Genomic DNA, 18,785 nt, shown 5'->3' with positions numbered 1-18,785 from the left:
AATCCGAATTTAAAAAAAATATTTGAAGTCAGGCACTATTTATTAATTATTTGTAATTGTATCCAAATAATATTTAAAAATTATATTTTATCATAATTTTTTCTGGTTATACAATGCCCAGATCTTGCATGCACCTTCATGGCTGACCATGCACGGGCCAACCGGTTTTCTTGGAGTACATGCTTTTCCAAATAATTTGCAGTCTGCAGGCTCTGCAATACCCCTTAAAACCTTATCACAGATACATGCAGAATGCTTTTCGACATGCTTTATTTCAACGCCAAATTTCTTCAATGCATCATATTTTTCAAACTCAGGTTTTAATTTAAGCCCGGAATCAGGAATTACAGGAAAACCCCTCCACTCCACATCACAGGGTTCAAAAACCTGATAAAGCATTTCCATAGCTTTTTTGTTCCCTTCACGGCATACTGCACGCGGATATGCATTTTCTACCTCCCCTCTCCCTTCTTTTGACTGCTTTACAAGCATGTAAAGACCAAGAAGGATGTCTTCAGGTTCAAAACCTGCAACGACCTGTGGGACTTTGAACTGTTCATACATCTCATAACCGGTAACTACACAAACATGACCAGGAAGCATGAATCCGTCAAGCTGGGCTTCACCCTGTTCTAGTAAAAATTTCATTGCAGGCGGAACGAATCTGTGTGAACAAAGGATGCTAAAGTTGTCAGGAGGATTTGTAAGAAGGGTCGCAGCAACCGTAGGCGCTGTTGTTTCAAAACCAACAGATATGAAAACAACCTCACGGTCCGTTTCTTTCGCAATTTCAACTGCTTTATGAATACCCTGCACAACACGAACGTCTTTACCGCTTGAATCAAGGGAACCCTTTGTTCCCGGAACACGCATCAAATCACCATATGTTGCGATTATACAATCCTTTTCTGCAAGTTCCAGTGCAGCATCTATTTCACCCTGCGGAGTTATACAGACAGGACAGCCCGGACCCATTACAATTTTCAGTCCTTTTGGAAGAATACTGCGCAGGCCGGATTTTGCAATAGCCGCCTCATGCGTCCCGCAGATATGCATAAAAGTATAATCCCGGTCTACAATATCCTCAAGTGCTTTTTTTATCTCTTTTCCACCTGACATTTATATCAATATAAATCTTGGATCTGATGTAATATATTTATACTTAAACACTACAACCTGAAAAAATGAGACAGAATTACAAATCAATCAATTTTTAATTTTTATGAAATCACGTATCTATTTATCAGATTATATTCAAATTTATCAGAACAAATGTCTAAAGCATTTCTTGGAAAACTAGTCCTAAACTGGTGCGATGAGTGCCATACACCCGTACTTGGCAAAAAGTGCTCATGCGGGGCACAGACAAGAGAAGTTCCCATAACTCCCCCGGGGGATATCAGGCCTGCATTCAAAGCAGACATTGATCACATAAATAAACTCTATGAAGAACATTTTGGAACAATCCTCATACCTGAAGGTCACGTAGCGGTATTAAACAAAATACCGGACAAAGACCGTATGGAAGAAGTTATAATGGGAGGCTCCGTTGTCTGTGCTTACAGATATCTCCCTGAAGAAAAAAAATGGGAAATACTTCCAAGAATTCATGCAGCAAAATACTCAAAACCCCTTAAAAGATATGTTGTGGCAGACGACGGTGCAATTGAATCTATAATGAACGGTTCGAGTCTTCTTGCACCAGGCCTTGTTGAAATCCAGTCAGATGTCAGAGCAGGGGATGAGGTATTCATTCTTGACAGGGAAGGAAACTGCATTGGTGTCGGCCGTGCACGTGAAGATGCTGCCGATGCTGAAAAAATGGAAAGGGGTTCAATTGTCAGGACAAGAAAACCAAAAAAAGGAATCTGCATAAAGGGCGAGTCCACCTGGGACAATGCTGTTTTGTCTAACAACAATATCCTTGAAAATGTTGAAAACGAGGCAGTCAGATTTGTTAGATCGGTCGTTGATAAAAATCCCGATCTTCCACGCAATGTTTCATATTCAGGTGGAAAAGACAGTCTTGCGACTCTTTTAGTTGTATTAAAAGCAATTGGAAAAACCCCAATTCTTTTTTCAGACACTGAACTTGAATTTCCTGAAACCTATAAAAATGTTGAGGATGTTGTACGCGAATATGATCTTGAAATTATTCATACCGGTGCAGGACAGGAATTCTGGGACAATCTTGAAATTCAGGGTCCTCCGGCAGTTGATGTCAGATGGTGCTGCAGCGTATGTAAACTAATGCCGGTCAAAAGAATAATCGAAGAAAAATGGGGAGAATGCCTTTCATTTATCGGTCAGAGAAAATACGAATCACTCGCGAGAATGAAAAGCCCAAGAGTGTGGAGGAATTATAAGGTTCAGGTTCAGCTTTCAGCTGCACCAATTCAACACTGGACAGCACTTCATGTATTTTTATATCTTTTCAGAGAGAAAGCACCATATAATATTCTTTATGAACAGAGAATAGACAGAATAGGATGTTTCATGTGTCCTTCAAGTGATCTTGCAACATTTGAAATCATAAAAGAGCAGTACCCAAAACTATGGGAAATGTGGGAAGAAAAACTGCATACATGGATGGATAAAAACAACCTGCCGGAAGACTGGTGGACAAACGCAGAATGGAGAAAAAGGGGCGGAGAAGATGACACAAGTAGCTATACTTGATTATGGTCTGGGAAATTTAAGGAGTGTCAAAAAAGGACTTGAAAAAGCAGGTGCAAGTTCTTTTATTACATCCGATATTGAATTAATGCAATCGGCAGACGGTGTTGTACTTCCGGGAGTTGGTGCCTTTTCCGAAGGTATGGATAAATTAAAAGAGATGAAATCAGCTCTCTTTGATTATGTCCAATCCTCTCCCGTATTGGGAATATGCCTTGGGATGCAGATGCTTCTTGAAGTGAGTGAGGAATACGGCATTCATGAAGGTCTGGGACTTGTTCCCGGTAAAGTCAGGCAGTTTCCCGTAAAAGAAGGATATAAGATTCCACATATGGGGTGGAACAATATTACAATTACACAAGATGATCCTCTATTTGAAGGTATTAAAGACGGGAGCTATGTATATTTCGTTCATTCATTCTATGCAGACACATTTCCTGAATACACCCTGACATCAACAGATTACATCTGTAGCTTTTCCTCATCTGTCCGGAACAAAAATGCATACGGTACACAGTTTCATCCGGAAAAAAGTGGGGAGACCGGCCTAAAAATTCTTGAAAATTTCATTGGCATGCTTTAGATTCAAAATAGAATAATCTGATAAAAATATCTGTTTTTTAATTACTTTCCCTTTAAAATCCGGGATTAAAAGCAGGAAAATAATTTTAATATAAAAATTATTTCCTAATTAGAATTACATTTGATGGAATATGAGTTTCTACGAAATTAATCACTTCTTCATAATTTTCATCAGTACAGAAAAGTCCCATCGGACTAATCATATTTTTACGGCCCGCCACAATTGTCTTTTGGGAATCATAAGCAGTAACCTTATGTACCTCTCTCCATTTCATAGACTCCGTTTCTCTTGAAATATTGATCAGACTCCCTCCAAGTGCAGAAGGAGAACCGGCAAGGATAGCACCCGCTGCTGTAAACCTGTTGAGAGACTTTGAATTTTTCCCTGCCTCATATAGCATACTTTTTCCATTCAGAGTAAAAGTTGCTTCAATTCCCCCACGGGTTGTAACCTGCAACAAAATCAAAGAAATGACTGCTAAAACAACCATTATTCCAAATACAAGTCCTACAATCTGAATTATTTCAAATAACATATCAGGATCCAGAATTACCAAAAGCAAAAACAAAGGAACCATTGCAATGATAAGCACAATAAAAAGCTGTTTCAGGACATATGTGTTTGTCGTCAGTGGAATTTTCCGAGTCCACTTTACTGTTTTAGAATCATCATCATTCATTTCATATAACTCCGGTAAAATCAGTATTCATAAATATTCTTAGATATTGGTTAATCTTTCAAAGTAATAAAAACATTTGACAAATATTTTTCACAAATATTAAATATTATTCATATATAACCAATATATTATGGGACTTATGGATATTCTCAAGAGTATTAAAATTTCTGTTGGACAGGGTAGTTCAAGAAATTATAATGAAAACCGCTATGAAAATGAAAATCCTGAAATTTTGAATGATTATGATGATTCAGTAGAAGAAAGCTATCATGAAATAACAGAGTCTGATGATTACGGAGATTCAGACTCTGATGATGACTAATTAAAAGGCCTTAAATTTTTATTTTATTTTTCTTAAAAAAATTAAAATGTAATTTATTATTTTTCAACCGGATTTCCACAGCCTGAGCAGAATTTGGTTCCGGGATCTAAATCTTCACCACAATTGCTGCATTTATTTGCAACCATCGGGTTTCCACAATTAGAACAGAATTTAGCACCTTCTAAAACATCACCGTTGCATTTTGGACATTTCACTGTTGCAGGAGCCTGTGATGCACCACAATTAGGGCAAAACTTTGCTCCGGGGGTAAGCTGGTGTCCGCATTTTATACAAGGAGTGCCCTGAGATTGAACCGGCTGCTGTGGCTGCTGATTATTTTGTGCTCCAAATGCAGATGGCACGCCTCCCATACCGCCACCCATAGACTGACCCATTACATTTGCCATTGAGAAACCGGCGCCCATTCCTGCACCCATTGTTGCAAAACCGGCACCTTCTCCAGGACCCTGTGCAGCACCTTCTCCAATATTTTCAATTGCTTTTCCAGTCTGATACTGCATATAATTGACACCAAGTGCTGACATTGCGCCTCTCTTGTCAACTGCCTGCTGAACCTCTTCCGGCAGATTTATGTTAAGACCTGAAAATTTGGTTACTTTAAGGCCATATCTTTCAGTTTCACCAGTAAGCTTTGTGATGCAGATCTGTTCAATCTCCTGAAGATATGCGGGCATATCCAGAACACCCATGCTCTGCTTTGATTTAAGCTCCCCAAGAGTGTCATTTAAGATCATTACAATCTGGTCTTTAAGCCAGTCAATTATCTCATCAGACTTTGTGATACCTTTTGTTCCCACAAATTGTGTGATTAAAAGCATCGGGTCTTCAACTTTGTAGGCATACTGACCAAACACACGAAGTCTTACAACACCAAAATCAGTATCACGAAAACTCAGTGGCTCTGATGTTCCAAAATTTGAACGGAATTCACGCTTCTGAGCCCAGTAAAACTCACCAATCTGTGCAACACCAACAACGGATTTGCTAAGGGTCTGAAGACCTGTGATGTTCTGAGATGTAAGTGCATACCTGTCAGGACGATCAAATACCTGCATTGCTTTTCCGTCACGGAAAAAAATACCATATTCATCTTCCCTGACCATTACATTGTCATTCCACCGGACATTTCTAGGAAGTCTCCAGATCAGGTTATCTCCTTTGTTCTCTTCGACCCAGTAAAATCCTTTTCTTGAATCAGCACCAGCAATGTCATCACCGCCATGATAATCCGGTCTTTTCTTAAAAAATCCCATCTAAAAAGCTCCCAGGTCTGCCATTGTATTGTGTCTGTCCCTGAAGGTTTTTCCAAATTCAAGAACTTTTTTCTTCACTTTAATACATTCGGATTTCATACCTGAAAAATCCTCAAACTCAGCACTTGAAAGAATATTCTGAGAATCATCTGCCAAATCGTGAACAATATTGATCATACTCCAGTCATATTCATATAGAACATTAAGCTGGTCCTCTCCTATTCTGTAATTTGGGGATATTCCGGAATAACCCTGTTCTGCATGCCTGATTTTTGCTTCAAGAGTATCAACCTTTGAAACAAGATCGCTAATATCATTCATCATATCAAGATTGAGCGCCTTTGCAACTGCCTCCTTTGCACCCTCCAAAGGAAGTTTTACTTCTTCTTTTAGTTTGTCTGCAAGTTGAAGGCGGAGCATGCTGTCAGCAATGCGTAAATCCTCCCGTTTTCTGTAACCACGAAAACCAGGAATTGCAAGTTCAATATTTTTTATCAGACCACGGTCCTTTTTAACGCGATCTCTCATATCAGCCATATGATTAAGTCCTCCTAAAAAATTAAAAAAGAAACCAGATTATTTTCTGGAATAGGTATACACCATAAATGCAAGAGCTGCTCCTACAACAATCCCTCCAAACAGGGGGGCAATAGGAACATCAGGCCCTGCCGGACGTGTCAGTATTGAAACAACCCCAATAAATCCCAATAATCCGGAAAAACCCATAAGATAAATGTTTTTCTCACCTATACCAAATGCCATTACCCCAAGGATCATTGCAAGACCAAGGAAGAATACAGCAACAGTATAATTCATATCCCAGTTGGAAAACCATCCGACTAATAACGATACACCGAACATGAGGGCAACTGCACCCCAGCCCATTTGAAAACGCTTGTCATCTTCATTCATAATAATAAACCTCTTTAAATTCCTACCTGATATTTATTTTTATTTTTATAAAACGGTACATAAACAATTCTATAAGAATTTATGTTAAAATCGTAGTCTATCTTCTGCAGTGTACCCGATATTTCAGCTTCATGTCTCAGAAACATAAACTCGGAATGCTGTTTTGCACCATGATTGTCGATAAATGCAGGCACACGGGGGATTCCCTGAAAATTGTCCTCCTCCTCTATTGCAGGAGGCCGAAGTGTGAATTCAACATTCCATCCCTTTACAATATCAGGAGATATGTCTGCGGCACATACATAAAGATCCTGGTTCCCAGACATTTTTTTCTCACTTTTCAAAAATCTCATCACCCTTCCGCCGACAATCTTCTCTGAGTTTACCTTTATGTCAGTATTTACCACCCAGAACGGCATGTAAACCTTCTCTGAGTTTCCGGACTTATTAAAACGTGCAATGGTACTTTCAACCTTTTTGACGTCCCCATCCAGAAATTCCATGATATTCTGACATTTACTGCAAACAAAGATTTTATCCTTTTCTTTTGAAGTCAGAGGATTTCCACAGTTTGTGCATTTAAGAGTCTTTAAGGACACCATAATTATTTCCTCAATACAATTTCAACATTATTCTGTTGTCCGTAAGGAGATGCATTTGCAGCTTTTTTAAACAGATTAAAGGATGGCTGCTGAAGATCACCGGATATAATCTCAGATTTATATCTGAACTGATTATAGCAGAGATATAAAACAGAAAGGCCAACAATTGACGTTGCTACAAAAAGACCACTTCCTTCCAATAGCGAATATCCAAGACCTATGCCTGTTATTAAACCGCCAATAGAACCACCTGCACCGATTGAAAGACTCTGATAATAAGGATCTCCGGGTGCTCTTCCGGATAAAACATCTCCCGTGACTCCATCGATCACTGCAAAATAATCTTTTTCAAAATAGTCGTACCTTACGACCCATAAAGGATAAAAAATCAACTCAAATGCCTTTGTATCAACAAAAACCTTTGAAAAAGTTACTTTTTCAATGTTACCCTTTCCATTTTGATATGTTAGATCCTGAATTTTAATCTTTCCTGCCTCTTCTGCATCTGTCTTTGACTCTGTAGCCTCAAAAGTAGGAATCTCCTCCTCTTCATAGGGAATAATCTCTCCCTTAAGATTTCTCAGATATGAAACACCTATGTCCCCCGCATCACATGCAATCTGCGTATAGACATAATCACTATCCCAGATATTGTTGTAATTGGTTTTACTTTTATGTCCCTCATCATCCTTGTCCTCGGAATAACCGCAGACAATGGCTTTACCTCTTCCAAAAAGACGCCAGAACGGGAGATAAACAGAATACACTTCTGTGATTTCTCCTTTTTCAGGCAGATCACGTGCTTTAAAATTGTTTGTAAACCAGTATTTGACTGTTTTTAGAGCCTCGTCTTTGTCAATAACAATTTTGTACATGAACTTGGATATTCCATCCTTACTTTCAAGCGAATGAGCACTATGGCAGAAAGGGCAAAGCACAAGCTGTTCCCCTTCTTCAACCTCAACCCTTCCTCCACAGGAAGGACAATTCATCCCGAAAACAATTCGTTCACTCAATTAAATCACCCCTGATTTTTCAGATGTAACCTTTTTGGTAACCTTGTTTCCAAAATAATAGCCTAAGAAGAAAGCAAATGCAACAAGAACATAGAATATTACAGACACTGTAATTCCAAGAAATCCTCCAACAAAAGCAAGACCGAATCCTCCAAATGCTACAAGTCCATATGGAACTGATGACCGCGTAGGATAATTTGAAGCGTAGACTTTACCTGAAGATCCATCGATGACAGCCTTGTAAGTTTCACCATTGAATTCATACGAAACCTCATAGATAGGAAAGTAAACAAGTGCCTGCTCTTTTCCTTCACCGGAAATTTCCGGAAGGTAAGCATCCATGCCAAAATCAACATCAAGAACTTTTGCATTTCCGGGATTAAACGATGAATCAAAGATTTTTATGTCGCCACCGGGAATAATCAGTTTATTCATTCCGGGAAGAACTGTCCCTTTGGCAGGCTTTACATATATCTTCTCTTTTCCGTTTTCATCCCTCTTAAACTGATAAACAGGGAAATACTGCTTATCTATGCTTAAAATTTTACCTTTTGTTTCAAGTTCCTTGTCAACCTGAGCATTTGCAGTCCATCTGCGGAATACACCTTTTGCCTTTTCATCGTCAATGAAAAAAGGAAGGGCATAGTAAAACATAATGCCACTTCTGTCAACAAAAACCGTAGTATCACAGTATTTGCACTTTAAAAAATGAATGCCTGTATCGACATTCACTGGCGCACCACACTTTGGGCATGCAAAATTTGACATCAAATAAATTTATTTTTAATTAGTAAATAAACTTTTTGAAGTTGACTTTAAGCACAAAGATATAAAATTTTTGAATTTAATTAGTAGGATTCTTTACAACCAGAACCTGAACAATAGCTTCAGAACCAAGACCAATTAATGCCCAGTTTTTTACAGTCATTTTAGTATCGCCATTCAGGACAACATCTTTGCTAAAGCTCTTTGTACCTTTTTCATCATAATTTGATGCAGTATCAAAGAGTATATCAATATCAGTGTCAGATGTGATCGTTATCTTGTAAGTTCCCTGCAGGAGATCATATTCGATATCCTGACCATCAGGTATAGTGACTGTTTGATCATAAACAACCTCATTTTGAGCAGTACATCCGGAAATCAACACACTTAATGAGAATATAAGAATAAGAACAGATATGATCCATACTTTCATATATATAGCGCAATTTTTTAAGATATAAATTTATCGTAAAATAGTTAGAGAAAATATGTGATTTAAATAATATAATCACGGCATTTTTTCAAGTGAAAGTCCAATATTTTTACTAAGAATTTCATACTCGAAAGTCAATTTTTTGCCATCATCACTGACTCTGCCGGTGATTGGATTGCCAACCCCAAAGTCAAGATCATAAAGGTTTTTTTCCTTATTTATCCACTTACCCTCTGTTCCGACACCATTTACAGAGAGCATGAATGTTCCATCCTCATAAAAATTTGATTCAATCGATACAAGAGGAATTGAGTATTCTTTCCACTGACCAACAATAGGATCAGGACCCATGCAGCCTGCAACGAAAAGAGTTGCAGCAATCATCATAAAAGCACCAATAGCTAATGCAATTTTTTTCATAAAAGATTTCGCTTTTTTTTGCCTATAATAATTTCTAAATGCAACTCGAATATGCAATGCATAAATTAAAGGCATATATTGAAGGTATGGTTCAAAATAAAGTATAATTAACGGATTAAATTGTAACAAGGTGAAGAAAATTTAACAGGTTCAGATTTTTAATTACATACCAAAATAAGATTTTATTCATTACATGGGCTTTAAAAATATTATATTAATTTTTATTTTAATTTGAATCTTTCAAACTGGATATTCTTCTAATTATGCAAAGTAGATAACCCCTCTTAATCAGGTCTGCAATTTCACCAGGGAATAAACGATCAATCCTTACATGGACTGTCAAAATTCTTCTTAAAGATTCAATGCCGGCATCATTCAATAATTCAGGTTTGCCAAAATATAATTCAGCTTCAGACGTCCATTCCTGCCATCGCGAGTTGATTAGCCAGTTATTATAATAAAGGCATTTTACAAGATCCAGTATTTCATCGCAACTGCCATTTTTTTCTATTTCATCCCTGTTATTATCATATATTGACATATCCTCCAGAACAGGCAGATATTTTATAATAGCATCAAAATTTTCAGGAGTCGGGACTTCATTTATACAATTCATTTATAGTACATAAATTATGTTTCATAAACAAAAAATGGTTTTCCACACCTCAGTGTAAAAAAACTCATAATTATCCGACCACCAGGGCTGAAATGAGAATAATTATATAATTTTTATCGGAATCTACAATCACTTATACGTGTGGAATATTGGTATTTTCTGAAATTTCCGAGCTTGTCGTACAAAGATCCAATACTGACATTTCATGAACATCATTATTACCAGTAAGACGGGAAAATTCTTTCAGCTCCTCTGTTGAAACCTGTAAAAAATTCTCTACTTTTTTCGCTGAAATATCAACCTTAAGCCTTTTTCTGAGCTCTGCACTCTGTGTTGTAACTCCTACCGGACATTTTCCCGTATCACAAAGCCTGTATTGCTGACATGCTGCAGACATAAGTGCAGAAGTCCCTATTGCCACAGCATCGGCACCAATCGCTATTGCTTTTGCAAAATCAGAGGATATCCTCAACCCTCCGGTAATAATCAGCGATATATCCGCTGCCCCAACAAAATCAAGATATTTCCGGGCACGGTATAATGCATATATTGTAGGAACAGACGTTGCATCTTTTATAATTTTTTTTGCAGCACCGGTTGCACCCGGCCTTCCATCAACCGTTATGAAATCAGGGCAGGCATATACAGCAACCTCCAGATCACCTTCAATGTTTCCAGCTGCGAGTTTTATGCCAATAGGCTTCCCGCCGGATTTTTCCCTTAGCCAGTCAACCTTTCTTTTCAGATCATCCCCTGTTTTTATGTCCTCATAATTTGCAGGACTTATTATATCAGTTCCCTGAGGAAATCCCCTTATATTAGCAATCTCAGCAGTTACCTTCTCGGCAGGAATTTCCCCCCCCATGCCGGGTTTTGCAGACTGACCAATTTTTATTTCAACAGCATCAACTTTTTTCAGATTATCATCTGTTACACTATAGCCATTGGGTACATATTCAAATATATATTTATATGAATTTTCAAATTCTTCTTTTAGAATACCACCTTCACCAGAACCTATCGCAGTCTTTGCACCACTGCTGCCTTTTGCAAGTGCCAGTTTCATTTCCTTAGAAAGAGCACCAAAAGACATGTGAGTAATTATTATAGGAGTTTCAATAATCAGAGGTTTTAAAGCCTTAGGGCCGATTATGGTTTTCGTTGATACGAAGGCATTATGGTTTAAAGGAATCTTTTTGAGCTGTGCACCCAAAATTAAAATATCATCCCACAAAATGTTAGATTTACGGGATCGCATTGGTTCAATAACTGATTCACCATTAGCAGATATTTTATGAATGATTTCCATAGAATTTTCTATTTCATCAGAACCACGCCGCCAGTCACCAAGATAACCCCCCACATCAGACAATTCAGGATTTGCAATTGTAATTTCAGTTTTTGCACCACAAACAGGACATGTAATTGTATGAACAGATCTCTTAAAATGTTTAGTTTCTTCGAGTTTTTCAAGATGTGTTTTTTTTGAATGACATATCGGACACCTCCAATCATCGGGAAAATCCAAAGGGAGAGTCCCGGGTTTAATATTTGTTACAGAGTCTCCTCTTTCTGAATCATATTCAAAAACCCTGCATACGTTACACCGATAATGTGACACTTAAAACCACCAAAAAATTTTAAATTCAGGACTGCTCTTTTTCTGATCCCCTGATGCAGAAATAGATATTTTTAAGCCCCATCTTCTCATATACCGGACAACCGCCACAAATACAACCATTTTCTGTTTTTATGCAGGAACTTTTACCTATAGTCGGAAAACAAAATCCCCCATTTTCACCGCAATCTTCAAAACTCGGACAGGATTTACATGTACACATCGAAAGAACTATTTTTTCTCTTTCTTCCATTTCCCCAGGACCAACTTCCATAATCAATCACCAGTCCTATAGGACACAATAATATAATTTAAAATTTTTTGTACAAATAGATGAAAATTAATTCATTTAAAAAAAAAGTGAAATTATTAATTATTTCCGGACACGGAAATAGTGCAGATTATATTTCCGGATTTAATTCACGAAAAGTCTGAATTATCAAATAAAATCTGATAAATATCTCATAACCGATAACTAAATCCATTAAAAATATTATTTTGACGAATATTCAGGGACAGTAACGTATTTTATTATTTGATCAATTACCTCAGGATTTTTGGGAAGCATCATATGAGAATAATCAAAGGGATTCATATCCAGTCTTTCAGAATCAAAAGGAAGAATTTCAGTTTCTGCACCTTCCAGATAAGAATCTGAATGTGGAACAATCCCGTCACCAAAATAAGTCATCCGCCATTTGCCCAAACCATATAATTCCCAGGTTTTCCCATTAAAATCAGGCAATAATTTAGGATTCCCGGATACATTCGAGGTTAAAATTACCCGGTATATTATATCATCCCTAAGATTTCCCGATTTGAGCCTGCAAACAGTTTTACTTCCTGGACGGAATTCCTGGACAATAGGGTCATTGAGAGGGTCAAAATTTTTTGGAACAAATACCCCTTCAAGCCTCTTCATTATTCTCCTGCCACGTTCCCCGCTGCAAAACAGTTCAGCCATGGAAGAACCATTATTCGGAGGACCGATTCCAATCATCTGACGAATTTTTTCCGACTTATCTTCACCGTCGATTACTTCAAGCATATACCTTGCAATACCCGCGCCCATCGAGTGTGATACAATATCTATGTAACCATCATAGTGATGCATCTCCCTCATATCACAGATATATTTCATTAAGGAAAAAGCAATCATTTCAGGATGTTTATCAGCCATTGCCACATGGCTAAAGTTCCAACAGGGAATTGATTTCTCCAAAAGCTTTTCCTCAAGCTTTTCCCATATACCGGGATGACTCCTCCACCCATGAACCAGAACAACCGGACAAATCTGAAAATTCTCATTCATATTATCAAAACATCCCCCACAACTTCAGGCACCACCCAATTATTGTTACAACCATTAAGGCCCGAAACCTGATGAAATATTTGGTAATAAAAAAATGTGATTAGTATGAAATCTGAATTCAAACAGAAAATATTCAAAGCTTATTGATTTTAACGAAAATTCATCAGAATCTCAAAAAAGGGACGACACAAATTTTTAATGCAAAACGGATATACCCAATATTCGTCTAGAACCACATTAAAAAATTACAGTAAATGAAAATAAAAAAAATTGAAAGCAATTTCTGCTTTCAGACTGCTTAATGCGCCGACCGAGATTCGAACTCGAGTTTAGGCGTTGGCAACGCCTAGTGATAACCACTACACTATCGGCGCACATCTTATCGCGTGTGTTTCTCTCACGCGTGGTGCTCTACAATATACACCACCCGAACTTATAAATGTATCGAAATCGTCCGTGACGCCCTTTAATAAAATATATCTCACTATATTAGTCGTTTTTTATTTCAGCAAATTTGTTATTCCAATAAAACAGGATATTGGGACATAGTTTTAAATTTAGAGCATACAAATCATATTTTTATGATTCCTCTCATCCATGAAATGAAAGGTAAACGCATAGTCATCTTTGGCGGAGGGGATGTAGGTTTCAGAAAAGCCGCATACTTTTACCCCGAAGCAGAGGTAGTTGTAGTAAGCAGGCGGCACCTTGAAGAAATTCAGCGCATGGGAGTCTTATGCATTGAAATGGATCTGAACACCGCCTCTGAAGATGATATCAAAAAGGTCATCGGTGATTCTGTCCTCATTGTCGCATCAACATCCGACAGAACTCTTAACAACAGAATAGGAGTTTTTGCAAAGGAACTTGGAATCCATTTCAACAATGCAGACGGAGAACCCGGAGACATCATAATCCCTTCAAAAATCTCAGGAGAAAACTATATAATCGCAATCTCAACAGGAGGAAAAAGCCCGGGGATGTCAAGATATATCCGTTTGTTAATTGAAGAAAAATGCCCGAATATCGACAGAATGATAGAACTTCAAAACGAAGTAAGAGAATATCTTAAAACTACAATACCTGAACAGAAAAAACGAAATGAAATACTAAGAAAAATAATTTATGATGATAAAGTCTGGTCTGAACTCGAAATAAACAAAGACTTTGCAATCAAATATATTAAAGGGAAATATCTTCAATGAAATACGAATTACTGACTCCTGTATCATGTGCGGGTCTTACCCATCGTGAAACTGATGTAACAGGTCTTGAAGAATTCAGATTTGCGGATGAAGAGGCATTTTTGCAGGAAGCAAGAGAACACTTCAAAGGCGTTGTCCTTCTCCAGACATGCAACAGGGTTGAGATTTATGTTCAGGGTGATTCCGAAACCCTGCAACATTTTTTAGAAGAAAAAGGGAAAAAAAACTTTTGGACACTTGAAGGCTGTGCCTGTCTCAATCATCTTCTCCACCTTTCAGCAGGAATTGATTCAATGATAGTAGGGGAAGATCAAATTTTAGGGCAGCTAAAAAAAGCGCTTTCCCTGTCTCAGGCTTCCGGAGTATGCAGTCCGGTTCTCGACTTATGCATAAACAAGGCGGTTCATGCAGGAATTGAGGTCAGAAAACGGACAAACATTAATAATGGGGCCGTTTCGATTGGCTCTGCAGCAGTGGAACTAGCAGAAGAGCTGTTAGGATCACTTGATGGAAGTCATATCCTTGTAGTTGGAGGAGGGGAAATTGGAAAACTTGTTGCACAGGCTCTTGCCGCAAAAAAGCTCACAGCAATATATGTAACAAACAGAACCTTTGAAACAGCCAAAACACTTGCAGAGGAAATTGGCGGCAAAGCAGTCATGCTCGACGAACTCTACCGTTACATATCCCTATCAGATGTTGTCATATCATGTACTGCGGCACCTCACCCAATAATACATGCCAAACCCATTGCCGAAACGATCAAAAACCGTGTATGGCCTCTTGACAAAAAACCAAAACCACTGATATTAATTGATATAGCCCAGCCCAGAGACATTGAAGACAGTGTCAGAACGATCGAAGGCGTCAGGGTTTTTACAATCGATGACCTCAAAAATGTCAGTGAAAAGAATTTAATCAGCAGAAGACACGAAGCGGAACTTGCTGAAAAATTTTTACTCGAAGAAGAGAAAAAATTTGTTTCATTAATCAATCGTGCTTCCGCAAACGAAGCTTTGGCCGATCTCCATACATGGGCAGAAGCAATACGTATCCGTGAACGTGATCGTGCACTATCACGGCTTTCGGGTTCTGAAATAAAAACAAATGAAATTGTAGATGATTTTTCAAGAGTATTGGTAAAAAAACTCCTGACAGATGCCACCTTTGCTATCCGCAGCTGTGCAGAGATTGGAGATATGAATACAGCAGAAAAAATTGTATTAGCAATAACCAGAGGTAAAAGACCATGTTCCCCCAAAGAAGACTTAGAAGACTGAGAAAGAGAAACCTGCAACCTCTTTTCAAAGAAACAGTCATTTCAAAAAATGATCTGATTGCACCGGTATTTTTCGATGAAACAATATCGGAAAAAAAGCCGATATCATCAATGCCGGGTCAGTACCGCTATCCCCTTTCAGATGCCGCATTTGTTGCACAAAGAATTAAATCAGCAGGCATCAGGGCTATGATCCTTTTTGGAATTCCAAATGAAAAAGATTACTGCGGTACATCAGGGTGGATTGAAGACGGCGTTATTCAAAAAGCTGTCCGGACGATTAAAGCAAAAGTTCCGGATATGGTTGTAATAACAGATGTTTGTGCCTGCGAATACACAGATCACGGACACTGCGGTATAATCGGAGAGTCGTCAGACGGAATGGATCTTTTAAATGATACTTCTCTTGAAGTAATGGCAAGAATTGCGGTATCACATGCAAGAGCAGGTGCAGATATGGTTGCACCCTCATGCATGCTTGACGGCATGGTAGTAACAATCAGAGAAGCACTTGACTGTGAGGGATTTGAGGAATTACCTATTATGTCATATTCAACCAAATTTGCAAGTGCACTTTACGGTCCTTTCAGGGATGCTGCAGATTCCGGGATGTCATTTGGAGATCGTTCCACATACCAGATGAGAGCAGAAAACGCTAGAGAAGCCTATCTTGAATCTGAAATGGATCTCTGTGAGGGAGCCGACATATTGATGGTCAAACCTGCCGGCTTTTACCACGATGTAATAATGTCGGTGTCATCCCTGGGCCTTCCGGTTGCGGCATATCAGGTCAGCGGCGAATATTCTATGATTAAAGCCGCATCACAGAACGGATGGCTGGATGAGAGAAAAGTTGCAATGGAAAGCCTTGTCTCAATAAAACGTGCGGGAGCGGATTTAATTATAACTTATTTTGCTGAAGATGCAGCGAGGTGGATTGATGAAGAGCAGTGAATTATTTGAAACAGCAAAAACACTGATACCCGGAGGTGTCAGCAGTCCGGTACGTGCCATAAAGCCATACCCGTTCTATACAAAAAGGGCAGAAGGGTCTAAAATATACACAGAAGATGGAGATTCCCTGATAGACTGCTGTATGGGCTACGGCCCTCTTTTACTTGGTCATGCACATCCTTTTGTTAAATCGGCAATAAAAGATCAGCTTGATAACGGATGGCTTTTCGGAACTCCTGCAGAAGCTGAAATAAAACTTGCAAAGATAGTAACAGGCGACCATCCTTCCATGGACATGTGCCGTTTTGTTTCGAGCGGTTCTGAGGCAACAATGGCAGCGATACGCCTTGCAAGAGGGTATTCCGGCAAAAAAGATATAATCAAGGTTGAAGGCGGTTTTCATGGTGCACATGACGGGGTGTTAATTCAGGCAGGATCAGGTGCAACAACAATGGGCGTTCCTGATTCAGCAGGAGTAATACCAGAAATCGTATCTCATACAGCACAGGTTCCATACAATGACATAGAGTCACTCGAAAACCTGTTGGCAAAAAACAATAATGTTGCTGCATTCATAATTGAACCTGTAATGGGAAACATAGGCCCGATTCTTCCGGAAGATGGCTATCTAAAGGAAGTCAGAAAAATAACAGAGGAAAATGATGTTTTACTCATCTGTGATGAAGTAATCTGCGGATACCGTCTTGGAATTGGTGGAGCACAGGTAAAATACGATATTAAACCGGACATTACAACCCTGGGAAAGATCGTTGGAGGAGGACTTCCAATCGGGGTCTTTGGTGGAAGACGTGAGATAATGGAGATGGTTGCACCTGCAGGACCGGTATATCAGGCAGGAACTTTCAGCGGGAATCCACTCACTCTCGCATCAGGTATTGCGATGCTTAACTACATTCACGATAACAGCCGGCTTTACGAAAGGCTTGACGGATATACTAAGATAATTCATGAATCACTACCAGAAAAATACAGGGATTCTTTTGTACGTCTCGGTTCCATCTTTAAGCTGTTCTTCAGGGAAAAACCGCCTAAGAATTATGTTCAGGCCAAAGAGAGTAACACTGAAAAGTATGCAGATTTCTGGAAAAAAATGTTGCAGTCAGGAGTCTTTCTACCGCCATCTCAGTTTGAGACAAATTTTGTATCCGCTGCACACACAGAAGAAGACATTGAGTATATAAGTGGAGCCTATAACAAATGCCTTTAAAATTGGGAACCAGAGGCTCACGCCTTGCAATGGCACAGACAGAACGTGTATGTAAGATCCTTGCAGAAAAAGGAATCGATACAGAAATTGTCATTATAAAAACTGTAGGAGATGACAAAACAGATGTCCCTCTTCACAAAGTAGGGGGACAGGGCATATTTGTAAGAGCTCTTGATGATGCCATTATAACAGGAGAAGTTGATTTTGCAGTTCATAGCATGAAAGATATCCCGGCACAAAGGCCAACAGGAGTCACTACATGCGCAGTACTTGAGCGGGATTCTCCTGCTGATTTTCTGGTACATGAATGCCCCCTGGAAGAAATCAAAATTATTGGAACTTCAAGCACAAGAAGGACTGCACAGCTGAAGAGAGGAAATCTGAATGCAGAAATTAAAGAACTCCGTGGAAATGTTGACACACGCCTTCGTAAATTAAGAGAAGGAGAATATGATGCAATAGTTCTTGCAGAGGCAGGAATGCAGCGTCTTTCAATGGATCTTCCGGGAACACGTCTTTTGTGTCAGTGGTATGTTCCATCCCCGAATCAGGGTACAATTGCAGTAGTCTGCCGTGATGACCCTGAACTTGTAAAACAGCTTTCAGTTCTTGATCACCCTCAGACAAGAATCGATACGGAGGTTGAACGTGCGGTAATGGAGGAGATAGGCGGCGGATGTTTCACACCCCAGGGCGTATACTGCAAAGACGGATTTTTGATTGCGGAAGTTCTTTCTCTTGACGGTAAGCGTTGGGAGAGAATTGAGGATAATGGCGAATCAATTGAGGAAGGTCACCTTATCGGCCAGAAACTTCGCGGCATGGCTTCTGATTTAATAGAAGAAGCCCGTCAGAATCTCGGTATCTAATAAATAAAAATTATTTTTGAAT

At 38.9% G+C, this 18,785-nt stretch carries 22 protein-coding genes and 1 tRNA gene; 8 read left to right on the top strand and 15 right to left on the bottom strand.

Annotated features, from left to right (window positions below; translation table 11 throughout):
• Nucleotides 1-90: 90 nt before the first annotated feature.
• Nucleotides 91-1,119, bottom strand: coding sequence for a hydrogenase formation protein HypD (gene hypD / locus F1737_RS03960; protein ID WP_317137480.1), 1,029 nt, complete (start codon nt 1,117-1,119; stop codon nt 91-93).
• A 153-nt stretch (nt 1,120-1,272) separates the two neighbouring features.
• Between hypD and F1737_RS03955 the strand changes: the two genes are divergently transcribed.
• Nucleotides 1,273-2,679, top strand: coding sequence for a phosphoadenosine phosphosulfate reductase domain-containing protein (locus tag F1737_RS03955; protein WP_317137479.1), 1,407 nt, complete (start codon nt 1,273-1,275; stop codon nt 2,677-2,679).
• Entirely contained in the window at nt 2,657-3,259 is a 603-nt protein-coding gene (gene hisH, locus F1737_RS03950; protein ID WP_317137478.1) for an imidazole glycerol phosphate synthase subunit HisH, read from the top strand. The genes F1737_RS03955 and hisH overlap by 23 nt, the downstream gene beginning before the upstream one ends.
• Before the next feature lie 97 nt (nt 3,260-3,356).
• Here hisH and F1737_RS03945 read toward each other — a convergent pair whose 3' ends face one another.
• Nucleotides 3,357-3,938 (bottom strand): hypothetical protein, encoded by a 582-nt coding sequence (locus F1737_RS03945; RefSeq protein ID WP_317137477.1) that lies wholly within the window; start codon nt 3,936-3,938, stop codon nt 3,357-3,359.
• A 139-nt stretch (nt 3,939-4,077) separates the two neighbouring features.
• On the opposite strand from F1737_RS03945, the gene F1737_RS03940 reads away from it, so the two are divergent.
• Nucleotides 4,078-4,260, top strand: a complete 183-nt coding sequence (locus tag F1737_RS03940; protein ID WP_317137476.1) for a hypothetical protein — start codon at nt 4,078-4,080, stop codon at nt 4,258-4,260.
• Between the two features lie 56 nt (nt 4,261-4,316).
• Here F1737_RS03940 and F1737_RS03935 read toward each other — a convergent pair whose 3' ends face one another.
• The 13 genes from F1737_RS03935 to F1737_RS03875 all read right to left on the bottom strand — a co-directional run bounded on the left by F1737_RS03935 (nt 4,317) and on the right by F1737_RS03875 (nt 13,602).
• Complete coding sequence (locus tag F1737_RS03935; protein ID WP_317137475.1) at nt 4,317-5,534, bottom strand: SPFH domain-containing protein; 1,218 nt, start codon at nt 5,532-5,534, stop codon at nt 4,317-4,319.
• Nucleotides 5,535-6,071 (bottom strand): hypothetical protein, encoded by a 537-nt coding sequence (locus F1737_RS03930; protein ID WP_317137474.1) that lies wholly within the window; start codon nt 6,069-6,071, stop codon nt 5,535-5,537.
• A 39-nt stretch (nt 6,072-6,110) separates the two neighbouring features.
• Nucleotides 6,111-6,446: a hypothetical protein gene (locus F1737_RS03925; RefSeq protein ID WP_317137473.1), complete on the bottom strand. Its 336-nt coding sequence runs from the start codon at nt 6,444-6,446 to the stop codon at nt 6,111-6,113.
• A 14-nt stretch (nt 6,447-6,460) separates the two neighbouring features.
• Nucleotides 6,461-7,048, bottom strand: coding sequence for a hypothetical protein (locus tag F1737_RS03920; protein WP_317137472.1), 588 nt, complete (start codon nt 7,046-7,048; stop codon nt 6,461-6,463).
• A gap of 2 nt (nt 7,049-7,050) precedes the next feature.
• A complete protein-coding gene (locus F1737_RS03915; protein ID WP_317137471.1) occupies nt 7,051-8,064 on the bottom strand; it encodes a hypothetical protein in 1,014 nt (337 codons plus the stop codon).
• The gene (locus tag F1737_RS03910) at nt 8,065-8,796 is read right to left on the bottom strand and encodes an MntP/YtaF family protein (protein ID WP_317137470.1); all 732 of its coding nucleotides are present in this window, start codon (nt 8,794-8,796) and stop codon (nt 8,065-8,067) included.
• A 112-nt stretch (nt 8,797-8,908) separates the two neighbouring features.
• Nucleotides 8,909-9,262 (bottom strand): hypothetical protein, encoded by a 354-nt coding sequence (locus tag F1737_RS03905; protein ID WP_317137469.1) that lies wholly within the window; start codon nt 9,260-9,262, stop codon nt 8,909-8,911.
• A 75-nt stretch (nt 9,263-9,337) separates the two neighbouring features.
• On the bottom strand, nt 9,338-9,682 hold the full coding sequence (locus tag F1737_RS03900; protein WP_317137468.1) for a hypothetical protein: 345 nt from the start codon (nt 9,680-9,682) through the stop codon (nt 9,338-9,340).
• A gap of 226 nt (nt 9,683-9,908) precedes the next feature.
• Complete coding sequence (locus tag F1737_RS03895; protein ID WP_317137467.1) at nt 9,909-10,298, bottom strand: DUF6508 domain-containing protein; 390 nt, start codon at nt 10,296-10,298, stop codon at nt 9,909-9,911.
• A gap of 133 nt (nt 10,299-10,431) precedes the next feature.
• Nucleotides 10,432-11,919 (bottom strand): glutamate synthase-related protein, encoded by a 1,488-nt coding sequence (locus tag F1737_RS03890; RefSeq protein WP_317137466.1) that lies wholly within the window; start codon nt 11,917-11,919, stop codon nt 10,432-10,434.
• Nucleotides 11,920-11,944: 25 nt separating this feature from the next.
• Nucleotides 11,945-12,190, bottom strand: a complete 246-nt coding sequence (locus tag F1737_RS03885) for a DUF2769 domain-containing protein (RefSeq protein ID WP_317137465.1) — start codon at nt 12,188-12,190, stop codon at nt 11,945-11,947.
• A 219-nt stretch (nt 12,191-12,409) separates the two neighbouring features.
• Nucleotides 12,410-13,228, bottom strand: a complete 819-nt coding sequence (locus tag F1737_RS03880; protein ID WP_317137464.1) for an esterase/lipase family protein — start codon at nt 13,226-13,228, stop codon at nt 12,410-12,412.
• A gap of 302 nt (nt 13,229-13,530) precedes the next feature.
• Nucleotides 13,531-13,602, bottom strand: a tRNA-Gly gene (locus tag F1737_RS03875).
• Nucleotides 13,603-13,809: 207 nt separating this feature from the next.
• Between F1737_RS03875 and F1737_RS03870 the strand changes: the two genes are divergently transcribed.
• Genes F1737_RS03870 through hemC form a run of 5 tightly spaced genes read left to right on the top strand, consistent with a single transcriptional unit; the run spans nt 13,810 to nt 18,763 of the window.
• Complete coding sequence (locus F1737_RS03870; protein WP_317137463.1) at nt 13,810-14,433, top strand: precorrin-2 dehydrogenase/sirohydrochlorin ferrochelatase family protein; 624 nt, start codon at nt 13,810-13,812, stop codon at nt 14,431-14,433.
• Nucleotides 14,430-15,713 carry a glutamyl-tRNA reductase gene (gene hemA, locus F1737_RS03865; protein ID WP_317137462.1) on the top strand — a complete coding sequence of 428 codons (1,284 nt, stop codon included), beginning with the start codon at nt 14,430-14,432 and terminating at the stop codon, nt 15,711-15,713. The genes F1737_RS03870 and hemA overlap by 4 nt, the downstream gene beginning before the upstream one ends.
• Nucleotides 15,683-16,666, top strand: a complete 984-nt coding sequence (gene hemB, locus F1737_RS03860; protein WP_317137461.1) for a porphobilinogen synthase — start codon at nt 15,683-15,685, stop codon at nt 16,664-16,666. The genes hemA and hemB overlap by 31 nt, the downstream gene beginning before the upstream one ends.
• Nucleotides 16,653-17,894 (top strand): glutamate-1-semialdehyde 2,1-aminomutase, encoded by a 1,242-nt coding sequence (gene hemL, locus F1737_RS03855; RefSeq protein ID WP_317137460.1) that lies wholly within the window; start codon nt 16,653-16,655, stop codon nt 17,892-17,894. Before hemB ends, hemL begins: the two co-directional genes overlap by 14 nt.
• The gene (hemC, locus tag F1737_RS03850) at nt 17,885-18,763 is read left to right on the top strand and encodes a hydroxymethylbilane synthase (RefSeq protein WP_317137459.1); all 879 of its coding nucleotides are present in this window, start codon (nt 17,885-17,887) and stop codon (nt 18,761-18,763) included. The genes hemL and hemC overlap by 10 nt, the downstream gene beginning before the upstream one ends.
• Nucleotides 18,764-18,785 lie beyond the last annotated feature (22 nt).

Origin of the sequence: Methanoplanus sp. FWC-SCC4, assembly GCF_032878975.1 — an archaeon.
Classification (GTDB): domain Archaea; phylum Halobacteriota; class Methanomicrobia; order Methanomicrobiales; family Methanomicrobiaceae; genus Methanochimaera; species Methanochimaera problematica.
Note: the sequence above shows the minus strand (reverse complement) of the source record. Positions and strands in the feature narration are given on the sequence as shown.

Bases quoted from the DNA above. Each gene is read 5' to 3' on its own strand.
- hypD (WP_317137480.1), bottom strand. From the start codon at position 1,119: ATGTCAGGTGGAAAAGAGATAAAAAAAGCACTTGAGGATATTGTAGAC.
- F1737_RS03955 (WP_317137479.1), top strand. From the start codon at position 1,273: ATGTCTAAAGCATTTCTTGGAAAACTAGTCCTAAACTGGTGCGATGAG.
- hisH (WP_317137478.1), top strand. From the start codon at position 2,657: ATGACACAAGTAGCTATACTTGATTATGGTCTGGGAAATTTAAGGAGT.
- F1737_RS03945 (WP_317137477.1), bottom strand. From the start codon at position 3,938: ATGAATGATGATGATTCTAAAACAGTAAAGTGGACTCGGAAAATTCCA.
- F1737_RS03940 (WP_317137476.1), top strand. From the start codon at position 4,078: ATGGATATTCTCAAGAGTATTAAAATTTCTGTTGGACAGGGTAGTTCA.
- F1737_RS03935 (WP_317137475.1), bottom strand. From the start codon at position 5,534: ATGGGATTTTTTAAGAAAAGACCGGATTATCATGGCGGTGATGACATT.
- F1737_RS03930 (WP_317137474.1), bottom strand. From the start codon at position 6,071: ATGGCTGATATGAGAGATCGCGTTAAAAAGGACCGTGGTCTGATAAAA.
- F1737_RS03925 (WP_317137473.1), bottom strand. From the start codon at position 6,446: ATGAATGAAGATGACAAGCGTTTTCAAATGGGCTGGGGTGCAGTTGCC.
- F1737_RS03920 (WP_317137472.1), bottom strand. From the start codon at position 7,048: ATGGTGTCCTTAAAGACTCTTAAATGCACAAACTGTGGAAATCCTCTG.
- F1737_RS03905 (WP_317137469.1), bottom strand. From the start codon at position 9,262: ATGAAAGTATGGATCATATCTGTTCTTATTCTTATATTCTCATTAAGT.
- F1737_RS03900 (WP_317137468.1), bottom strand. From the start codon at position 9,682: ATGAAAAAAATTGCATTAGCTATTGGTGCTTTTATGATGATTGCTGCA.
- F1737_RS03895 (WP_317137467.1), bottom strand. From the start codon at position 10,298: ATGAATTGTATAAATGAAGTCCCGACTCCTGAAAATTTTGATGCTATT.
- F1737_RS03885 (WP_317137465.1), bottom strand. From the start codon at position 12,190: ATGGAAGTTGGTCCTGGGGAAATGGAAGAAAGAGAAAAAATAGTTCTT.
- F1737_RS03880 (WP_317137464.1), bottom strand. From the start codon at position 13,228: ATGAATGAGAATTTTCAGATTTGTCCGGTTGTTCTGGTTCATGGGTGG.
- F1737_RS03870 (WP_317137463.1), top strand. From the start codon at position 13,810: ATGATTCCTCTCATCCATGAAATGAAAGGTAAACGCATAGTCATCTTT.
- hemA (WP_317137462.1), top strand. From the start codon at position 14,430: ATGAAATACGAATTACTGACTCCTGTATCATGTGCGGGTCTTACCCAT.
- hemB (WP_317137461.1), top strand. From the start codon at position 15,683: ATGTTCCCCCAAAGAAGACTTAGAAGACTGAGAAAGAGAAACCTGCAA.
- hemL (WP_317137460.1), top strand. From the start codon at position 16,653: ATGAAGAGCAGTGAATTATTTGAAACAGCAAAAACACTGATACCCGGA.
- hemC (WP_317137459.1), top strand. From the start codon at position 17,885: ATGCCTTTAAAATTGGGAACCAGAGGCTCACGCCTTGCAATGGCACAG.